Source organism: Variovorax sp. OAS795 (assembly GCF_040546685.1).
Classification (GTDB): Bacteria; Pseudomonadota; Gammaproteobacteria; order Burkholderiales; family Burkholderiaceae_C; genus Variovorax.
Genome location: NZ_JBEPOH010000002.1, coordinates 448,615 through 465,859 on the forward strand (window position 1 = coordinate 448,615; position 17,245 = coordinate 465,859).

A 17,245-nucleotide genomic window follows, 5' to 3' on the forward strand; every position below is an offset into this window, starting at 1 on the left:
TCTGTCTCTTTCCTATTCGGCCTTGACGTCGGCGTCTTTCACCACGCGGCCCCACTTGCGTTTGTCCGCAACCAGGAAGGCGCGGAACTGCTCGGGGGTGCTTCCCACGGGCTCCAGGCCGTCAGCGGCAAGCCGCTTGGCGATCTCGGGCAGCGCGAGCACCTTGGCAACTTCGCGCTGGATGCGCTCGACCACGGCCGGCGGCGTATTCTTCGCCGCGCAGATTCCCGCCCAGGTCACGGGCTCGAAGTCAGGCACGCCGGCCTCCGTCACGGTCGGAATGTCGGGGAAGGCGGCCAGCCGGCGTGGGCTGGCCACCGCCAGCGCACGCAGCTTGCCGGCGCGTGCGTACTGCATCGAGCTCACGGGCTGGTCGAAGATCATCGAGACCTGGCCCGCAATGAGGTCGGTCATGGCCTGGCCCGTGCCCTTGTAGGCCACGTGAACGATATCGATGCCCGCACGGCTCTTCAGCATCTCGCCCGCAAGATGCCCACCCGTGGCCGTGCCCGATGAGGCGAAGTTGATCTCGCCCGGCTTCTGTTTGGCGTAGGCGACCAGTTCCTTGACGCTTTTCACCGGAAGGGCCGCATTGACCATCAGCATGTAGGGTGCGTAGATGACCTGCGTGACCGGCACGATGTCCTTCTCGGAATCGAACGGCATGCTCTTCAGGACATGCGGCTGGATCGACAGGGTTCCGGTGGTGCACATCAGCAACGTGTGCCCGTCCGCAGGCGCGCCGAGCATGGCCGACGCAGCGATGTTGCCGCCGGCGCCGGGGCGGTTTTCGATCAGCACCTGCTGGCCGAGGCCTTCCGCCAGTTTCGGCGCGATCAGGCGTGCGACGACGTCGTTGGAGCCGCCGGGCGAGAAGCCGACGAGGATCTTCACGGGTTTCGATGGAAAGGCATCCGGACCCTGCGCCCGGGCAACGCCAAGGGAGACGGAGCCCACGGCAAGGGCCGGCAGCAGCTTCAGAAAGGATCGGAGTTTCATAGTTGTTCCTGGTTGATGGCTTGGCCCGTGAGTTCGTCGCGCGCCCGCGCAATGCGGCGGCAACCCTCCAGCAGTTCGTCGGTGCCGGCGGCAAACGAGAGGCGAAAATGCGTCGGCACACCGTAGGCGCTGCCCTGCAGCGCGGCCAGGTTCTGGGCGTCGAGCAGGTGCATCACCCAGTCGTCGGAGGTCTCGATCGCAACGCCCTGCTGCGTGCGAAGACCGAACAGCGCGCTGCACGAAGCGAACGCGTAGAACGCGCCATCAGGCACGGCGCAATGGATGCCTTCGATGGCGTTGAGCGCCGCAACCATCGTGTCGCGCCGTTGCGCGTACTCGCGCCGGTTCGTGGCAATGGAATCTTGCGGACCCGTGAGCGCCGCGACGGCCGCCGCCTGGGCGATGGAGTTCGGCCCCGAGGTGCTCTGCGACTGAAGCTTGACCATCGCCTTGATGAGCGCCGACGGCCCCGCGCCGTAGCCGATGCGCCAACCCGTCATGGCGTAGGCCTTGGAAACGCCGTTCACCGTCAGCGTGCGGTCCTTGAGGTCGGGAGCCACCTGCGCCATGGTGGCGAAACCGGCGTCGCCATAGATGAGGTGCTCGTAGATGTCATCGGTGAGTATCCAGACATGCGGATGGCGGCGCAGCACCTCGGCCAGCGCCTGCAACTCAGCCCGCGTATAGGTTGCACCGCTCGGGTTGTTCGGTGAATTCAGCATCAGCCAGCGCGTCCTGCCAGTGATGGCGCGTTCCAGGTCCTCGGGCTGGAGCTTGAAGCCCATGGCCGCCGGGCAGTCGACGCAGACCGGAACGCCGCCGGCGAGCAACGCGATGTCGGGGTAGGACACCCAGTACGGCGCGGGCACGATCACCTCGTCGCCCGCCGCGACCGTGCACATGAGCGCGTTGAAGATCACCTGCTTGGCCCCGGTGCCGACGATGATTTCGTTCGATGCATAGGCCAGCTGGTTCTCGCCCAGGAACTTGCCGGCGATGGCCGCCTTCAGCGCCGGCGTGCCGCCCACGTCCGTGTAGCGGGTCTGGCCCGCCGACATGGCGCGGATGGCCGCTTCCTTGACGTGTGCGGGCGTCTCGAAGTCGGGCTCGCCGGCGGTCAGGCTGAGGATGTCCCGGCCAGTCGCGCGCAGCTCGCGCGCCCTCTGGCCCGCCATGGAACTGGGGGACGGTTTGATTCGGTTCAGGCGTGGTGCAATGTGAAGCATGCACGCAGTATCGAAGTCTGCTTGCCGCGGGACAAACGAGAAATCGGCGGAGCACGCCATTCCTTTTTTTCCTGGGCGCCCATCGATGTACATTCCGCCGGATGAACTTCACCTTCAAGCAGCTGGAGGCCTTTCTCTTCAGCGCCAGGCTCCAGAGCTTCAGCGCCGCGGCGGTGAAGCTGCACACCACGCAATCGGCGATCTCCAAGCGCCTGGCGGAACTGGAAGAGTCGTTGGGCGGGCTCCTGCTGCATCGCACCTCGCACGGCCTCGAGCTGACCCAGGTCGGCCGCGAATTGCTGCCGCTTGCGGAAGAGGCCCAGCGCCTCTGGCAGCGCATCGCGCACGACATCAGCGTGGACAAGACGCTGCGCGGTACCTTCCGCGTCGGCGTGACGGAGCTCATCGCGATGACCTGGCTCACGCGCCTGATCCAGCTGCTGCAGAAGCTGCATCCCCAAGTGACGATCGAGCCCGTGGTGGACGCGGGCCTCACGCTCTTCGAGCGCCTCGAAGCCAACAAGATCGACCTGTCCGTCATGCCCGGAACCTTCTGGGGCCAAGCCTTCGAATCGATCAAGGTCACCCAGGTCGATCAGGTCTGGGTCGCGAGCCCGCGGCTGCCGATTCCCGCCCGCGCGCTGAAGCCGCACGAGTTTGCCGATTACCCGGTGATCGAGCAGCCCGCGGGCGCCTCGAAGAACAGGTTCTACGAAGCCTGGCGCGCGGAACACGGCTTTCGCTTCGGCAAGGTCATGCTGACGAACAGTACGACCGTCCTGCGCGAACTGACCATCAGCGGCTTCGGCCTGAGCCAGCAGGCGCTCGACTATGTGCGGCCAGACATCCGGAGCGGCCTGCTGCGCGTGGTCAAGAGCGATCCCATGCCCCCGCCGCTGGTCTACAGCGCGGTGTACCGGCGGGACAATGCCAGCCCCGCGCTGGCGCGCATCGTCGAGCTGGCGGTCAAGACCTGCGATTTCACCCTGCGGGCGAGCCAGCACGACGTAGCCCCGGCACGCGCCCCGCAGCGACGGCGAGCCGTGACAAAGTCCAGGAAATCCGCGGGGCAAACCCGCAGATAACTGCTGCTGGTTGTTTGACCTGGAGTGATCCCATCGACCGAGACGGCGCACAATCCGGAACGTGGAACTTCACCAACTGCGCTCTTTCCTGGCCGTTGCCCGCACCGGCCAGCTGGTCCGGGCGTCCGAGCAATTGCATCTGACTCAATCGGCCTTGTCCAAGCAGATCAAGAACTTCGAGGACGAGCTGGGGGTTCTGCTTTTCGATCGGACGCCCGCCGGCATGGTGCTTAACAGTGCCGGACGCCGCCTGCTGCCGCTGGCCGCGCAAACGGTCGAATCGGCGCAGGAGATGGCTGCGATTGCCGCTTCGATACGGGGCGCAGTGTCGGGCGCGTTGCGGCTCGGCACCATCATCGACCCTGAATCGATCCGGCTCGGTCCGCTGCTCGCGGCGCTGCTGGAGTTTTCGCCGCATGTGGACGTCTCGCTCTTCCACGGCATCTCGGGGGGCGTGCTTCAGTTGCTCAAAGAGAAGCAGGTCGACGCATGCTTCTATCTGGGCACGCTGAAAGACACGGAGGTCTCGGTCAAGCAGCTGGGGCTTGAGCACTACGTGGTGGTGGGGCCCGCGGCATGGAAGGCACGTCTGGAGAACGCCAACTGGGCCGAACTCGCGGCCATGCCCTGGATGGCCACGCCGCGCGGCAGTTCGCAGCACGGGCTGGTCGACCAGATGTTCGCCGAACGCGGCCTTGTCTACCGCACCGTGGTCGAGGTGGATCAGGAGGCATCGATGGTCGAGCTGATCCAGACCGGCGTGGCGCTCGGGCTGATGCGCGAGCGCATCGCCTTGCCTGCGCTGCAATCGGGCCAGGCCGTGGTCTGGCCCGGCGCACGCCTGCCCTGCCCCCTCTCATTGCTGCACCTGCGCGCCAATGAAGACACGGCAATGCTGCAAGCCTTGCTTGCCGCCGCCCAGGCCGTGTGGCCGGCGGACGCGGACGCGCCGCTGTGACGCTCTGACGCGTTGACGCCCGGGCCCAGGCCCGGTTTTCCCTGGGCAAAGGGCTGCTAGGGGTTTACACCAGGGCCGGCCTTCGTCCGGCTCGCAAGTGCCTGTCGCGCAAGGCTATTCCGTGCAGGCGCATCGCGCTTGCCGAGATGTCAATCGGCTTTTGCGCACCCTTTTCCTAGACTCCCGGCAGACCGAAAACAGGTCGATTCGCCAATCAGGCGAGCGGTGCATCCGACGGCCGCCAACAGCCAACCGGAGACCCGAATGCCCCACACGACGACGTCCGGCGAGACGCTCGAAAAGAGCGCAACGGCCGCGGCCACTGCCGCCGGCCGGGCCTGAACGACGCACCCGTGTCCCTTCACCAGCTGGAATAAGCACCATGAGCACTCCCACCCCGGCCGACACGCGGCTCCTGATGCGCCGCATGTTCGACGCTGCCATCGCCGCTGCGCAACCCGCGCTCTGCCTGGCGCAACATCTGCCGCCTCGCCCGCGCGGGCGCACCATCGTGATCGGCGCAGGCAAGGCTTCGGCGGCCATGGCACGCGCGCTGGAAGACCACTGGAGCGGCCCGCTCGAAGGGCTGGTCGTCACGCGCTACGGCCATGCCGTGCCGTGCCGGCGCATCGAGATCGTGGAGGCCGCGCACCCCGTGCCCGACGAAGCCGGCCTGCGGGCGACCGCGCGCATCCTCGAAATGGTGCAGGGCCTCACAGCCGACGACCTCGTGATCGCACTGATCTCCGGCGGCGGCTCCTCGCTGCTGGTGGCACCCGGCGCGGGGCTCACGCTGGCCGACAAGCAGGCCGTGAACACCGCCCTGCTGGCATGCGGCGCCAGCATTTCCGAGATGAACTGCGTGCGCCGCCACCTCTCGGCGGCCAAGGGCGGCCGGCTCGCCGCGGCCTGCCATCCGGCGCAGGTCGTCACGCTGATGATCGCGGACGTGCCGGGCAACTCGCCCATCAATATCGCCTCGGGCCCGACCGTGGCCGACCCGACGACCTGCGCCGATGCGCTGGCGATCATCGAGCGCTATCGCATCGACGTGCCGCCCGCCGTGCTCGCGCTGTTGCACAGCCCGGGCGGTGAGAGTGTCAAGCCGGGCGACCCGCGACTGGAGGGCCACACGATGCGCATCGTCACCGCGCCGCAGGTAGCGCTCGAGGCCGCGGCCGGCGTGGCGCGCGCCGCCGGCTACGTGCCGTACATCCTGGGCGACAGCATCGAGAGCGAAGCGCGCGAACTCGGCAAGACCTTCGCCGGCATCGCCCAGCAGGTCGCATCGCTCGGCCAGCCATTCCAGACGCCCTGCGTGCTGCTGTCCGGCGGCGAGACGACCGTGTCGATCAAGGGCCGGGGCCGGGGCGGACGCAACGTCGAATTCCTGCTGGCCCTGGGCGTCGCGCTCGACGGACTGTCCCACGTGCACGCCATCGCCGGCGACACCGATGGCGTCGACGGCATGGAAGAAATCGCCGGCGCCCTGCTGGGCCCCGACACCCTGGCTCGCGCGTGGGCGCAAGGCATCAACCCGCGCCAGCGGCTGGACGACAACGACGGCCACGGCTTCTTCCAGGCACTGGGCGACTCGGTCGTGACCGGCCCCACCCTCACCAACGTGAACGACTTCCGGGCCATCGTCATCGACCGGCCCACTGCACCTTCCCACGGAAACCGATAAATGAAACGCTCCTGCAACGCCAAGATCATCGCCACGCTCGGCCCGGCAAGCGCCGACCGCGCCACCATCGAGGCGCTGGTGCGCGCCGGCGCCGACGTGTTCCGGCTCAACTTCAGCCACGGCACGCATGCCGACCACAGGCACAGGCTCGAGCTGATCCGCTCGATCGAAACCGACCTGGGCCGCCCGCTGGGCGTGCTGCTCGACCTGCAGGGCCCGAAGCTGCGTGTGGGCACGTTCGCCGGCGGCCCGGTGAAGCTGGTCGAGGGCGCGCCCTTTCGCCTGGACCTCGATCGCGACAAGCCGGGCGATGCAACGCGCGCGCCCTTGCCCCATCCCGAGATCTTCGCAGCGCTCAAGCCAGGTGCCGAACTGCTGCTCGACGACGGGCGCCTTCGGCTCAAGGTCGAGAAATCGGGCCAGGACTTTGCAGAGACCACCGTGGTCAACGGCGGCATGCTGTCGGACCGCAAGGGCGTGAACGTGCCGGGCGTGGTGCTGCCGCTGTCGGCGATGACCGAGAAGGACCGCGCCGACCTGGACTTCGGCCTCTCGCTGGGCATCGACTGGATCGCGCTGTCGTTCGTGCAGCGCCCAGAGGACATCGTCGAGGCCAAGGCCATCGTGCAGGGCCGCGCGGGCATCGTCGCCAAGCTGGAAAAGCCGGCCGCCATCGAGGCGCTGGATGCCATCCTGGCCGAGACGGATGCAGTCATGGTCGCGCGCGGCGACCTGGGCGTGGAGATGCCGGCCGAGCAGGTGCCCGCGATCCAGAAGCGCATCGTGCGCGAATGCCGGCGGCGCGGCCTGCCGGTGATCGTCGCCACGCAGATGCTCGAGTCGATGGTGAGCGCGCCGGTGCCCACGCGCGCCGAAGCCTCGGACGTGGCCACCGCCATCTACGACGGCGCCGATGCGGTGATGCTGTCGGCCGAATCGGCCTCGGGCCGCTTCCCGGTCGAGGCGGTCGCGATGATGCACCGGATCATTGCCCAGACCGAGGCCGATCCGCACTACCGCAGCGCCATCGACGCCTCGCACACGCCACCCTCGGCGAACATCGCCGACGCGATCGGCTGGGCCGCGCGTTCGGTGGCCGGGCTGCTCGACGTCGCGGCGATGGTTGCGTACACCAGCTCGGGATCGTCGGCGCTGCGCATGGCGCGCGAACGGCCGCGCGCCAACATCATCGGCATGACGCCGCGCCGTGCCACGGCACGCCGGCTCGCGCTGGCCTGGGGCGTGAACCCGGTGCTGTGCCACGACGTGATGAACGTCACCGAGATGACCGAGCTGGCCGTGGCCACGGCATCGAAGCTGGGCTTCGCCAGGGCGGGCGAAACCATCGTGATCGCCGCCGGCATGCCCTTCGGCGCCCCCGGCACCACCAACCTGCTGCGCATCGCGCAGGTCGACTGAGCGCCTTCCCATTCATTCTGAACAAAGCAACATGACTGCCATCATCGATATCCGCGGACTCGAGATCATCGACTCGCGCGGCAGCCCGACAGTCGCGGCCACCGTCACGCTCGAAGGCGGTGCCAGCGGCTACGCGGCCGCGCCTCCGGCGCATCGCGTGCGCGGCTCGGATGCGTGCGGCCCAGTCCGAGGCTCGATGTCTGTTTGAGACTACAGGTCGAAGGCATCGCCGACCGTATGGTCCGACGGACTTCACTCCGTGCCTTGCGCTCCCATGATGATTTCTTCCCGTCGAATCTTGTTCCGCAACGCGGCCTGTCTTGCTGTCAGCGCCACCGGCGCCACGTCGTGGCTTGCCCATGCGGGAGCGAAAAGCGACCCGAAGAACCGGTCCGGCGCGTCGGGCCCCGCTGCGCTCGACAGGCTCAATGCAGCCGATGAAACGCCGGTGCTTGCCCAAGGCTCGCACGGGGCCGCGGTCATGCGGGCGCAGATCCTGCTCGATCGCGCCTGGTTCTCGCCCGGCGAGATCGACGGCGGTTTCGGCGCCAACATGCGCCGCGTGGTGAAGGCCTACCAGCAGTCGAATGGTCTTGCGCAGAGCGGCAAGGTCGATGCTGCGACGTGGACCTCGCTGAAGGCCGACACTGCGCCACTGTTCGCCCTCTATGCAATCACCGAGAAGGACGCAGCGGGTCCGTTTGCGGCAACGCCGAGGGCAATGGCCGATCGCGCCAAGATGAAGACGTCGGGCTACGAGAACCTGAAGGAAGCGCTCTCGGAGAAGCACCACATGTCTCCCAAGGCCTTGCTCGCCCTGAATGCCGGTGCCAGATTCGAGGCGCGTGAGGAAATCGTGGTCGTCAACATCACGAGCACGGCAGATGCCAGTGTCGTCAAGGCCGCTGCGTCGATCGAGATCGACAAGAGCGATCACATGCTGTTCGTGCTCGACGGGTCGGGCAAGCCGCTGGCCGGCTTTCCCATCAGCATCGGCGGGCCTCTGGACCCGCTGCCCTTGGGCCGGATGAAAATCATCAACGAAGTGAAGGACCCCACCTTCACCTACGATCCGGCGATCCTGAAGAAAGCGCCGGCCGGCGCGGCGAAGGTCGATGTCGCAGCAGGTCCGAACAACCCGATCGGCAACGTCTGGATGGGGCTGTCGAAGCCGCACTGGGGCATCCACGGCACCCCGGCGCCTGAACGCGTGGGGACTGCGACGACCAACGGCTGCATCCACCTGACCAACTGGGACGCGGCACGCCTGTCGCAGCTGGCAAAAGCGGGCTTCGCGGTCGAGGTGAAAGCCTGAAGGAAGAGACGTGCCGATGCACGTGTCGCGAAGGCGAATGGCGATGGCTGTGGCTTGCCTCGCCGTGCCGGGCTGGGCGATGGCAGAGGCTTGCGGCGACAGTGCCTGGCCAGCGGCACTCGCCGCCCGCGCGCTGCAGTTTCCAGTCGACGGCATCCGGCCCGAAACCGTCCGCGACACGTTCCTGGACGGCCGCCTCGGCCGCCGCCATGAGGCGCTCGACATCATGGCCCCGCGCGGGACGCCCGTGCGCGCCGTGGAGGACGGCAAGCTGGTCAAGCTGTTCGAAAGCAAGCCTGGCGGACTCACCGTCTATCAATTCGACCCGGCAGGCCAACTGGCCTACTACTACGCGCACCTGGACCGCTATGCGGAAGGCCTGCATGAAGGCATGCAGCTGCGGGGTGGCGACGTGATCGGCTATGTCGGCACGACCGGCAACGCCCCGCCCGACGCGCCACACTTGCATTTCGCGGTCTTCGTGCTCGGTCCGGAAAGGCAATGGTGGAAGGGCGAAGCGCTGAACCCGTACTGCGCCTGGCGCCCTGCCCGATGACAAGGCAGGCATTGCATCAAGATGAAGCTCAAGCTCATTGTGTGGACGTTCGTCCTGACGTGCGCGGCAGCGGTGACCGCGCTGAACTTCACTGGCGGCGAGAAGAAGCTCGAGGAACAGGTTCGCCGCGAATACGGGCTCCATGAGGCCCAGTACCAGCGTGCACTCGGCGTGCTCCTCGGCCCGCCGATCACCGAGGGCAACCGCCTCGAAGCGTTCCAGAACGGCGACCGGATCTTTCCGCCGATGCTCGCAGCCATTCGCGGCGCGCAGCACACCATCACTTTCGAGACCTACATCTATTGGTCCGGCGACATCGGCAAGGCCTTCGCCGACGCGCTGGCCGAGCGTGCGCGCGCCGGCGTCAAGGTCCATGTGCTGCTCGACTGGGTCGGGAGCGCGAAGGTCGACGAAGCCTTCGTGAACGAGATGGAGGCCGCGGGCGTCCAGGTCCGCAAGTTCCACAAGCCGCGGTGGTATGACCTCGCAAAGCTGAACAACAGGACGCACCGCAAGCTGTTGGTGGTCGATGGGCGCATCGGCTTCACCGGCGGGGTGGGTATCGCTCCGGCGTGGACGGGTGACGCGCAGGACGCGGAACACTGGCGCGACTCCCACTACCGGGCCGAGGGCCCCGTCGTGGCGCAGATGCAGGGCGTGTTCATGGACAACTGGATCAAGGCGACCGGCGACGTGCTGCATGGCGAGCGCTACTTCCCGGCGCTGCCTGCGGTGGGGCGGCAGCGTGCCCAGGTGTTCAGCAGTTCGCCATCCGGCGGCAGCGAGAGCATGCACCTCATGTACCTGCTTTCCATCGCCGCGGCCACGCGGTCGATCGACCTGTCGAGCGCCTACTTCGTGCCCGACGAGCTCACGGTGCGCGCGCTCGTCGCCGCCATGCGGCGCGGTGTGCGGCTGCGGATCATCACGCCCGGACCGATCATCGACTCGCAGACCGTGCGCAGCGCCTCCCGCGCGGGCTGGGACCCGCTGCTCGAGGCCGGCGCCGAGATCAGCGAATACCAGCCCACCATGTTCCATTGCAAGGTATTCACGGTAGACGGCTTGCTGGTGTCGGTGGGCTCCACCAACTTCGACAACCGCTCGTTCCGGCTGAACGACGAGGCGAACCTCAACGTCTACGACGCGGAGTTCGCGGCCGCGCAGACGGTGCAGTTCGAAGCGGACCTGAAACGGGCCAGGCGCGTAACACTGGAAGCCTGGCGCGATCGGCCGTGGACGGAGAAAGCGCAGGAACACCTGGCCGCATTGCTGTCTTCGCAGCTCTAGGCTGCCGGCGGCCGGAGCGTCTTCGGCTACGCGGCCCGCTGCGCGGCAACGGCGCGGGGAAATTCCAGTTCGAAGCTCGTTTTGGCCGCCGAGCTCACGCACCGCACCTGGCCGCCATGGGCAACGACGATCTGTTGCACGATGAAGAGCCCAAGCCCGAGATTCGTGTGGCTGCCGGAGGTGTCGGCCATGGAACCTCGCTGAAGGGCCTTGAACAGCTTGGGAATCTCGGCGGAGGGAATCTCGGGGCCCGTATTCGCCACTTTCAACGAGACGGCGGCAACGCCACCCGTCAGTGTCACCGAGACAGGCCCCGCGTCGCCGTAGGTGGCCGCGTTGTTGACCAGGTTGCCGAGCGCTTCGCGCACCGCCGAGGCATCGAACAGGCCCTCCGTATCGCTCTCGGCCGAAAAATCGATGCGGGCGTCGGGCAGTGCTGCGCGCAACAGCTCGACCTCCGCGGCACATTGCTCGCCCAGGTTGGTGAGCTCCCGATGGATCTTCATGCCGCCACCGAGCGCGGACCGGTTGTACTGCAGCAGGGTGTCCAGGAGCGACGCCATGCGGCGGCCACTGCGTATCAGCACGCCCACCTCGGACAATGGCGATTCCTTGGTCTTTCTCGAGATGAGCTCCGCGGTGAGCAGGATGGCGTTCAACGGCCCGCGCAGGTCATGTCCCAGCACGCCCAGGAATACGTTCCTGAGCTGGTCGGTTTCCTCGGAGAAGAACTCCACGGACTCCGCCACGGCCTGGTCGATGGCTTCGTTGAACCGGATGAGATCGACCACGGGAATCGCGAGGGGCTCGTTCTCTGCCCACAGCCTCAGCACACCCGCCCGAAGGGCCCGGTACTCGGCGACGAGCTGGGTCATCTGGAGCCCGCTTCTCGCGCGTTGACGCCCATGCGTCTGGGCCGCCGAATCCACCGTGCTTGAAAGGATCACCCCCTGGCCCAGCGACTTGGCGTGCGCTTCGTTGGAAGACTGGCTGTGCGCCAGGTCGAGCACAATCGCTTCGAGGATCTTCGGAATGTGGTCCTGGAGGGTCAGCTCCGATTCATGCGCAAGGGGCGCGAGTGTCCGCGCGTAGCGCGCTGCCTCGGCGACGATCGTCTCGCTATGGATGTTGATGAACTCAGCCAGACGCATAGGTGCCTTTGAAGCAGTGACAAAGTAGACGACCGAATTCAGTTCGCCCCGGAGTATGCGCTGATCAGGGGTATTTGTTCACATGGGCGCGCGACAGTTCGGCGGCCGGCGGCTGGAGCGCAGCCATCGTTCATGGCAGGTGTTAGGATGCCGGCTCCGGGAAAACAGCCTCCCGGCATGCAAATCAAGACGGTGTCCCGTCCAAGCGCTGGTGACCCTCAACGGAGCATTCCGTGGACACCGCCTTGCCTGACGCACCTTGCGCACCTCCCGCGCCTCTTCCCCAGCCGGTTTCCTTCGGCGATGCCTTTCGCTTCTGGCTCAAGCTCGGCTTCATCAGCTTTGGCGGGCCCGCCGGCCAGATCGCGATCATGCATGCCGAGCTGGTCGAGCGCCGGCGCTGGATCAGCGAGAAGCGGTTCCTGCATGCGCTGAACTTCTGCATGCTGCTGCCCGGACCCGAGGCGCAGCAGCTCGCCACCTACATCGGCTGGCTCATGCACCGCACGCGCGGCGGCATCGTGGCCGGTGCGCTGTTCGTCCTGCCCTCCCTGTTCATCCTGGTCGCGCTGTCCTGGATCTACCTGCGCTTCGGCAACCTGCCGGTGGTGGCGGGCATCTTCTACGGCATCAAGCCGGCGGTCACCGCGCTGGTGGTGCACGCAGCCCATCGCATCGGCAGCCGCGCACTGAAGAACCGGTGGATGTGGGGCATTGCCGCGGCCGCCTTCGTCGCCATCTTCGCGTTCGGCGCGCCGTTCCCGGCGATCGTGCTGGCGGCCGGACTGATCGGCCATTTCGGCGCGCGATGGGCGCCGGGCGTGTTCGCACTCGGTGGCGGCCACGGCAAGGCCGGGCAAAGCCATGGCCCTGCGCTCATCGACGACGACACCCCCACTCCGGCGCACGCGCGTTTCTCGCGATGGCACCTGGCCAAGGTTCTGGCGGTCGGCCTGGGCCTGTGGTTGCTGGCGATGGCCTTTCTCATCGCCACGCAGGGGCTGCACGGCACGCTCACGCAGATGGGTTGGTTCTTCACCAAGGCAGCACTGCTGACCTTCGGCGGTGCCTACGCGGTGCTGCCCTATGTGTACCAGGGCGCAGTCGAGCAATACCAATGGCTCTCCGGCGCGCAGATGATCGATGGGCTCGCGCTCGGCGAGACCACGCCGGGACCGCTGATCATGGTGGTGGCTTTCGTCGGCTTTGTCGGAGGATGGCTGAAGCAGGTGCTGGGACCCGACTCGCTGTTCCTCGCGGGGGCCCTGGCCGCCGCGGTCGTCACCTTCTTCACCTTCCTGCCGTCGTTCATCTTCATCCTGGCCGGCGGGCCCGCCATCGAGGCGACCCACGGGAAGCTCGGCTTCACGGCGCCGCTGTCGGCCATCACCGCGGCCGTGGTGGGCGTGATCCTCAACCTCGCGCTGTTCTTCGCCTACCACGTGCTCTGGCCGCAGGGCTTCGGCGGCCGCTTCGATGCGGTCTCGGCGGTGATCGCGCTGGCCGCGGCGGTCGCGTTGTTCCGCTTCAAGGCGGGCGTGATGCCGGTGCTCGGTGCCTGCGCGGCCATCGGGTTGGCAGTCAGCGTGTCGTTTCCCAAATTTCAATGAAGGAGTCACCATGGACGTTCGAATTCAGCCCTTGCCCTTCGATCCCGCCGCGCTGCCCGGCCTGTCGGAAAGGCTGCTTGTCAGCCACTACCAGAACAACTACGGCGGCGCGGTGAAACGCCTCAACGCCATCCGGGCACAGCTCGCGGCAACGCCCCCTGCATCCACGCCGGGGTTCCAGCTCAACGGCCTCAAGCGCGAGGAACTGATCGCAAACAATTCGATGCTGCTGCACGAGCTGTACTTCGCCTCGCTCGGCGGCCACGGCGAACCGATGGATCCGCCCATGGCCCTCGCGCTCGCGGCCAGCTTCGGCAGTGTCGACCGGTGGCGCGAAGAGTTCACGGCCATGGGCAAGGCGCTGGGCGGAGGGTCGGGCTGGGTGCTCTTGAGCTTCCAGCCGCGCGAAGGCACGCTCGTCAATCAATGGGCGGCAGACCACACCCATGCGCTGGCGGGCGCAACGCCCCTCCTGGCGCTGGACATGTACGAGCACGCCTACCACCTGGACCACGGCGCTGCAGCCGGTGCCTATGTCGATGCCTTCATGGACAACATCCGCTGGAAGCAGGTGTACGCGCGCTACCAGCAGGCGGTCCATGCGGCCAGCGAGCCCTTCGGCGCCACGCAGGACGAGATCGCCGGTTCGCTGCTGCTCGACGTGCGCCGCGCCGGCGTGTTCGAGCAGGCGACCGCCCTGCTCCCGGGCGCGCGCTGGTTCGATCCGGCCGGAGTCGGCAGCTGGGCCGCCGAGCTCCCTCCGGACCGCGACGTGGTGGTCTATTGCGTCTATGGGCACGAGGTCGGCCGCACCACCGCCATGCGGCTGCGCGCGGCCGGGCTGAATGCCCGCTATCTGCTCGGCGGCATCGACGCCTGGCAAGCCGCGGGCCGGCCGCTCGAGGCCAAGCCCGCGGGGGAAAAAGCCTCCGCCTGAACGAAGCCGCCAGGAGCGCAGCCGCCGGGCACCGCCACAATGGGTGTGCCGGTGGTGGGCATCGGGCACGTGGGGTGCCCGTGGACGGCCTGAATGCCCATACACGGCGCAGGCCTCCGGCGAGGATCGCTTTTCGCATATCGAAGCACGTTTTCGTTATTTAACGGCGGGCGCATCGCTGACTAGCATTCGACCTCTTCCAACCGGTCATGACAGGTCAGCCGCAATGTCCACCGCCAGGGCTCTCGAGCCGATCGCTTTTTCTCCCGTCCCGCTCTACACCCAGGTGCGCGAAGCGCTGCGCGAGCGGATCCTCGACGGCAGCTACGCTCCGCATGCGCAACTGCCTTCGGAAAGCGAAATGGTCGCGCTGTTCAAGGTCAGCCGCATCACGGTGCGGCAAGCGCTCAGCGACCTGCAGCGCGAGAACCTGATCTTCAAGATCCCGGGCAAGGGCACGTTCGTTGCAAAGCCCAAGGCGTTCCAGCACCTGGGGCAGCTCGAAGGCTTTGCCGAAGCGATGGTGCGCATGGGCTACGAGATCCGCAACCAGGTCACGAGCCACAAGACCGTGCCCGCCTCGCCGCGCGTGGCGCAGCAGCTGGGGCTCGCGGAGGGCGTGCCGGTGGCGCAGATCAAGCGCGTGCGGCACCTCAACCGCGCGCCGGTGTCGTACGAAGTGACCTACCTGCCCCACGCCATCGGCGAGCGGCTTCGCCAGGCGGACCTGGCCGGGCGCGACATCTTCCTGATCCTGGAGAACGACCACGGCATCGCCCTCGGCCACGCCGACCTGCAGATCGACGCGATGCTCGCGGACGAGGTCCTTTCACGCGCACTCGAGGTGCCCGAAGGCACCGCCGTGCTGCGCGTGGAACGCCTCACGCACACCGCCGATGGCGCGCCGCTGGATTTCGAGGACCTCTATTTCCGCGGCGATGCGTTCCAGCACCGGCTTCGCATCGCCCGCGCCAACCCGACGCCGAAGGCTCATCCATGAACATCATCACCCGCACCGTCGACGTGCTGGTCATCGGCGGCGGCACGGCCGGCCCGATGGCCGCAGTGAAGGCGAAGGAAGCGAATCCGAAGCTCGAAGTCCTGCTGCTGGAGAAGGCCAACGTCAAGCGCAGCGGCGCCATCTCGATGGGGATGGACGGCCTGAACAACGCGGTGGTGCCCGGCTTCGCCACGCCCGAGCAGTACGTCAAGGAGATCACCACCGCCAACGACGGCATCGTCAACCAGAAGACGGTGATGGCCTATGCGCGCAACAGCTATTCGATGATCGAGGAGCTGGACCGGTGGGGTGTCAAGTTCGAGAAGGACGAGACCGGCGAGTACGCGATGCGCAAGGTGCACCACATGGGCACCTACGTGCTGCCGATGCCCGAGGGCCACAACATCAAGAACGTGCTGTACCGGCGCCTGAAGCGCACCCGCGTGGAGATGTCGCAGCGCCTGGTGGTGACGCGCCTCATCACCGCGGCCGACGGCAGCATCGCGGGCGCCATGGCCTTCGACTGCCGCACGGCCGAGTTCCATGTGATCCGCGCCAAGGCCGTGGTGCTGGCCACCGGCGCGGCCGGACGACTGGGCCTGCCGGCTTCCGGCTACCTCTTCGGCACCTACGAGAACCCCACCAACGCCGGTGACGGCTACAGCATGGCCTACCACGCGGGCGCGGAGCTCTCGGGCATCGAGTGCTTCCAGGTCAACCCGCTGATCAAGGACTACAACGGGCCCGCCTGCGCCTATGTCACAGGTCCCTTCGGCGGCCACACCACCAACAACAAGGGCGAGCGCTTCATCGAGTGCGACTACTGGAGCGGCCAGATGATGATGGAGTTCTACAACGAGCTCCAGGGCGGCAATGGCCCGGTCTTCCTCAAGCTGAACCACCTGGCCGAGGAGACCATCGCCACCATCGAGCAGATCCTGCACACCAACGAACGCCCGAGCCGCGGCCGCTTCCACGCCGGGCGCGGCACCGACTACCGCGACCAGATGGTGGAGATGCACATCTCCGAGATCGGGCTGTGCAGCGGCCATTCGGCCTCGGGCGTGTGGGTCGACGAGCACGCGCGCACGACGGTGCCGGGCCTGCATGCCGCGGGCGACCTGGCCTGCGTGCCGCACAACTACATGCTCGGGGCTTTCGTCTATGGCCGCCTCGCGGGCGAAAGTGCGGCCCGGCATTGCGCCGAAACCGCGCTGCCCGCGCTCGACGAGGAACAGGTGGCGCGCGAGCTCGCCCGCGTCAGCGCACCACTGCTGCGCACCGGCGGCCTGCCGCCCGCGCAGGTCGAATACAAGCTGCGCCGCATGGTCAACGACTACCTGCAGCCGCCCAAGGTCACGCGCAAGATGGAGATCGGCCTCTCGCGCTTCGAGCAGATCCATGAAGACCTCGAGCAGCTTGCCGCGCCGGGCCCGCACGAACTGATGCGCGCGATGGAAGTGCACGCCATTCGCGACTGTGCCGAGATGGCCGCACGCGCCTCGCTCTACCGCACCGAAAGCCGCTGGGGCCTCTACCACCACCGCGTGGACTTTCCCGAGCGCAACGACCGCGACTGGTTCTGCCACACGCAGCTGCAGAAGCAAGGCGATGCGATGGTGAGCTTCAAGCGCCCCGTCGATCTGTACATCGTGCCGCTCGATGCGCACGAGATGTCGGCCTACCAGCACCTGCGCGTACCCGCCGAGGCGCGCGAGCCGGTCGCGGCATGACGCCTTCCCTCCGCAAAACAAAGAGAACCCCCATGCCCCTCGCCTTCAACCCCACCAGCGTGCCCGTGCGCGTGGACGAGGACAAGTGCATCGCCCACAAGGGCTGCACCGTCTGCGTGGATGTCTGCCCGCTCGACGTGCTCGCCATCGACCTCAGCAAGGGCAAGGCCTACATGAAGTTCGACGAATGCTGGTATTGCATGCCTTGCGAGAAGGACTGCCCCACCGGCGCGGTCACCGTGGACATCCCCTACCTGCTGCGCTGAGCCGCGGCCGTTT

16 protein-coding genes are annotated in these 17,245 nt (G+C 67.2%); 13 read left to right on the top strand and 3 right to left on the bottom strand.

What is annotated here, in order from left to right; translation table 11 throughout:
• Positions 1-12 precede the first annotated feature (12 nt).
• Both ABID97_RS27650 and ABID97_RS27655 read right to left on the bottom strand, forming a co-directional pair.
• Positions 13-999, bottom strand: a complete 987-nt coding sequence (locus tag ABID97_RS27650) for a Bug family tripartite tricarboxylate transporter substrate binding protein (protein WP_354402534.1) — start codon at positions 997-999, stop codon at positions 13-15.
• Positions 996-2,225, bottom strand: coding sequence for a pyridoxal phosphate-dependent aminotransferase (locus ABID97_RS27655; protein ID WP_354402535.1), 1,230 nt, complete (start codon positions 2,223-2,225; stop codon positions 996-998). The genes ABID97_RS27650 and ABID97_RS27655 overlap by 4 nt, the downstream gene beginning before the upstream one ends.
• 101 nt (positions 2,226-2,326) lie before the next feature.
• Here ABID97_RS27655 and ABID97_RS27660 point away from each other — a divergent pair, with 101 nt between their 5' ends.
• From ABID97_RS27660 to ABID97_RS27695, 8 genes are all read left to right on the top strand, one after another.
• Positions 2,327-3,310 carry a LysR family transcriptional regulator gene (locus ABID97_RS27660; protein WP_354402536.1) on the top strand — a complete coding sequence of 328 codons (984 nt, stop codon included), beginning with the start codon at positions 2,327-2,329 and terminating at the stop codon, positions 3,308-3,310.
• A gap of 61 nt (positions 3,311-3,371) precedes the next feature.
• Entirely contained in the window at positions 3,372-4,268 is an 897-nt protein-coding gene (locus ABID97_RS27665) for a LysR family transcriptional regulator (RefSeq protein ID WP_354402537.1), read from the top strand.
• Positions 4,269-4,650: 382 nt separating this feature from the next.
• Positions 4,651-5,955, top strand: coding sequence for a glycerate kinase type-2 family protein (locus tag ABID97_RS27670; protein WP_354402538.1), 1,305 nt, complete (start codon positions 4,651-4,653; stop codon positions 5,953-5,955).
• A complete protein-coding gene (gene pyk, locus ABID97_RS27675) occupies positions 5,956-7,374 on the top strand; it encodes a pyruvate kinase (RefSeq protein ID WP_354402540.1) in 1,419 nt (472 codons plus the stop codon).
• Between the two features lie 31 nt (positions 7,375-7,405).
• On the top strand, positions 7,406-7,582 hold the full coding sequence (locus tag ABID97_RS27680) for a hypothetical protein (protein ID WP_354403097.1): 177 nt from the start codon (positions 7,406-7,408) through the stop codon (positions 7,580-7,582).
• 90 nt (positions 7,583-7,672) lie between these two features.
• A complete protein-coding gene (locus ABID97_RS27685) occupies positions 7,673-8,689 on the top strand; it encodes a L,D-transpeptidase family protein (RefSeq protein ID WP_354402541.1) in 1,017 nt (338 codons plus the stop codon).
• Between the two features lie 16 nt (positions 8,690-8,705).
• On the top strand, positions 8,706-9,245 hold the full coding sequence (locus tag ABID97_RS27690) for a M23 family metallopeptidase (RefSeq protein ID WP_354403076.1): 540 nt from the start codon (positions 8,706-8,708) through the stop codon (positions 9,243-9,245).
• Between the two features lie 21 nt (positions 9,246-9,266).
• Entirely contained in the window at positions 9,267-10,535 is a 1,269-nt protein-coding gene (locus tag ABID97_RS27695) for a phospholipase D-like domain-containing protein (RefSeq protein WP_354402542.1), read from the top strand.
• Positions 10,536-10,561: 26 nt separating this feature from the next.
• Here the strand turns inward: ABID97_RS27695 and ABID97_RS27700 are convergent, their stop codons facing one another.
• Entirely contained in the window at positions 10,562-11,686 is a 1,125-nt protein-coding gene (locus ABID97_RS27700; RefSeq protein WP_354402543.1) for a sensor histidine kinase, read from the bottom strand.
• Between the two features lie 233 nt (positions 11,687-11,919).
• Here ABID97_RS27700 and chrA point away from each other — a divergent pair, with 233 nt between their 5' ends.
• The 5 genes from chrA to ABID97_RS27725 all read left to right on the top strand — a co-directional run bounded on the left by chrA (position 11,920) and on the right by ABID97_RS27725 (position 17,232).
• Positions 11,920-13,296, top strand: a complete 1,377-nt coding sequence (gene chrA, locus ABID97_RS27705) for a chromate efflux transporter (protein WP_354402544.1) — start codon at positions 11,920-11,922, stop codon at positions 13,294-13,296.
• Positions 13,297-13,306: 10 nt separating this feature from the next.
• Complete coding sequence (locus ABID97_RS27710) at positions 13,307-14,233, top strand: Fe-Mn family superoxide dismutase (protein WP_354402546.1); 927 nt, start codon at positions 13,307-13,309, stop codon at positions 14,231-14,233.
• A 226-nt stretch (positions 14,234-14,459) separates the two neighbouring features.
• Positions 14,460-15,233, top strand: coding sequence for a GntR family transcriptional regulator (locus ABID97_RS27715; protein WP_354402548.1), 774 nt, complete (start codon positions 14,460-14,462; stop codon positions 15,231-15,233).
• The gene (locus ABID97_RS27720; protein ID WP_354402549.1) at positions 15,230-16,966 is read left to right on the top strand and encodes a fumarate reductase/succinate dehydrogenase flavoprotein subunit; all 1,737 of its coding nucleotides are present in this window, start codon (positions 15,230-15,232) and stop codon (positions 16,964-16,966) included. Before ABID97_RS27715 ends, ABID97_RS27720 begins: the two co-directional genes overlap by 4 nt.
• Positions 16,967-16,998: 32 nt before the next feature.
• Positions 16,999-17,232, top strand: a complete 234-nt coding sequence (locus ABID97_RS27725) for a 4Fe-4S dicluster domain-containing protein (protein ID WP_018904228.1) — start codon at positions 16,999-17,001, stop codon at positions 17,230-17,232.
• Positions 17,233-17,245 lie beyond the last annotated feature (13 nt).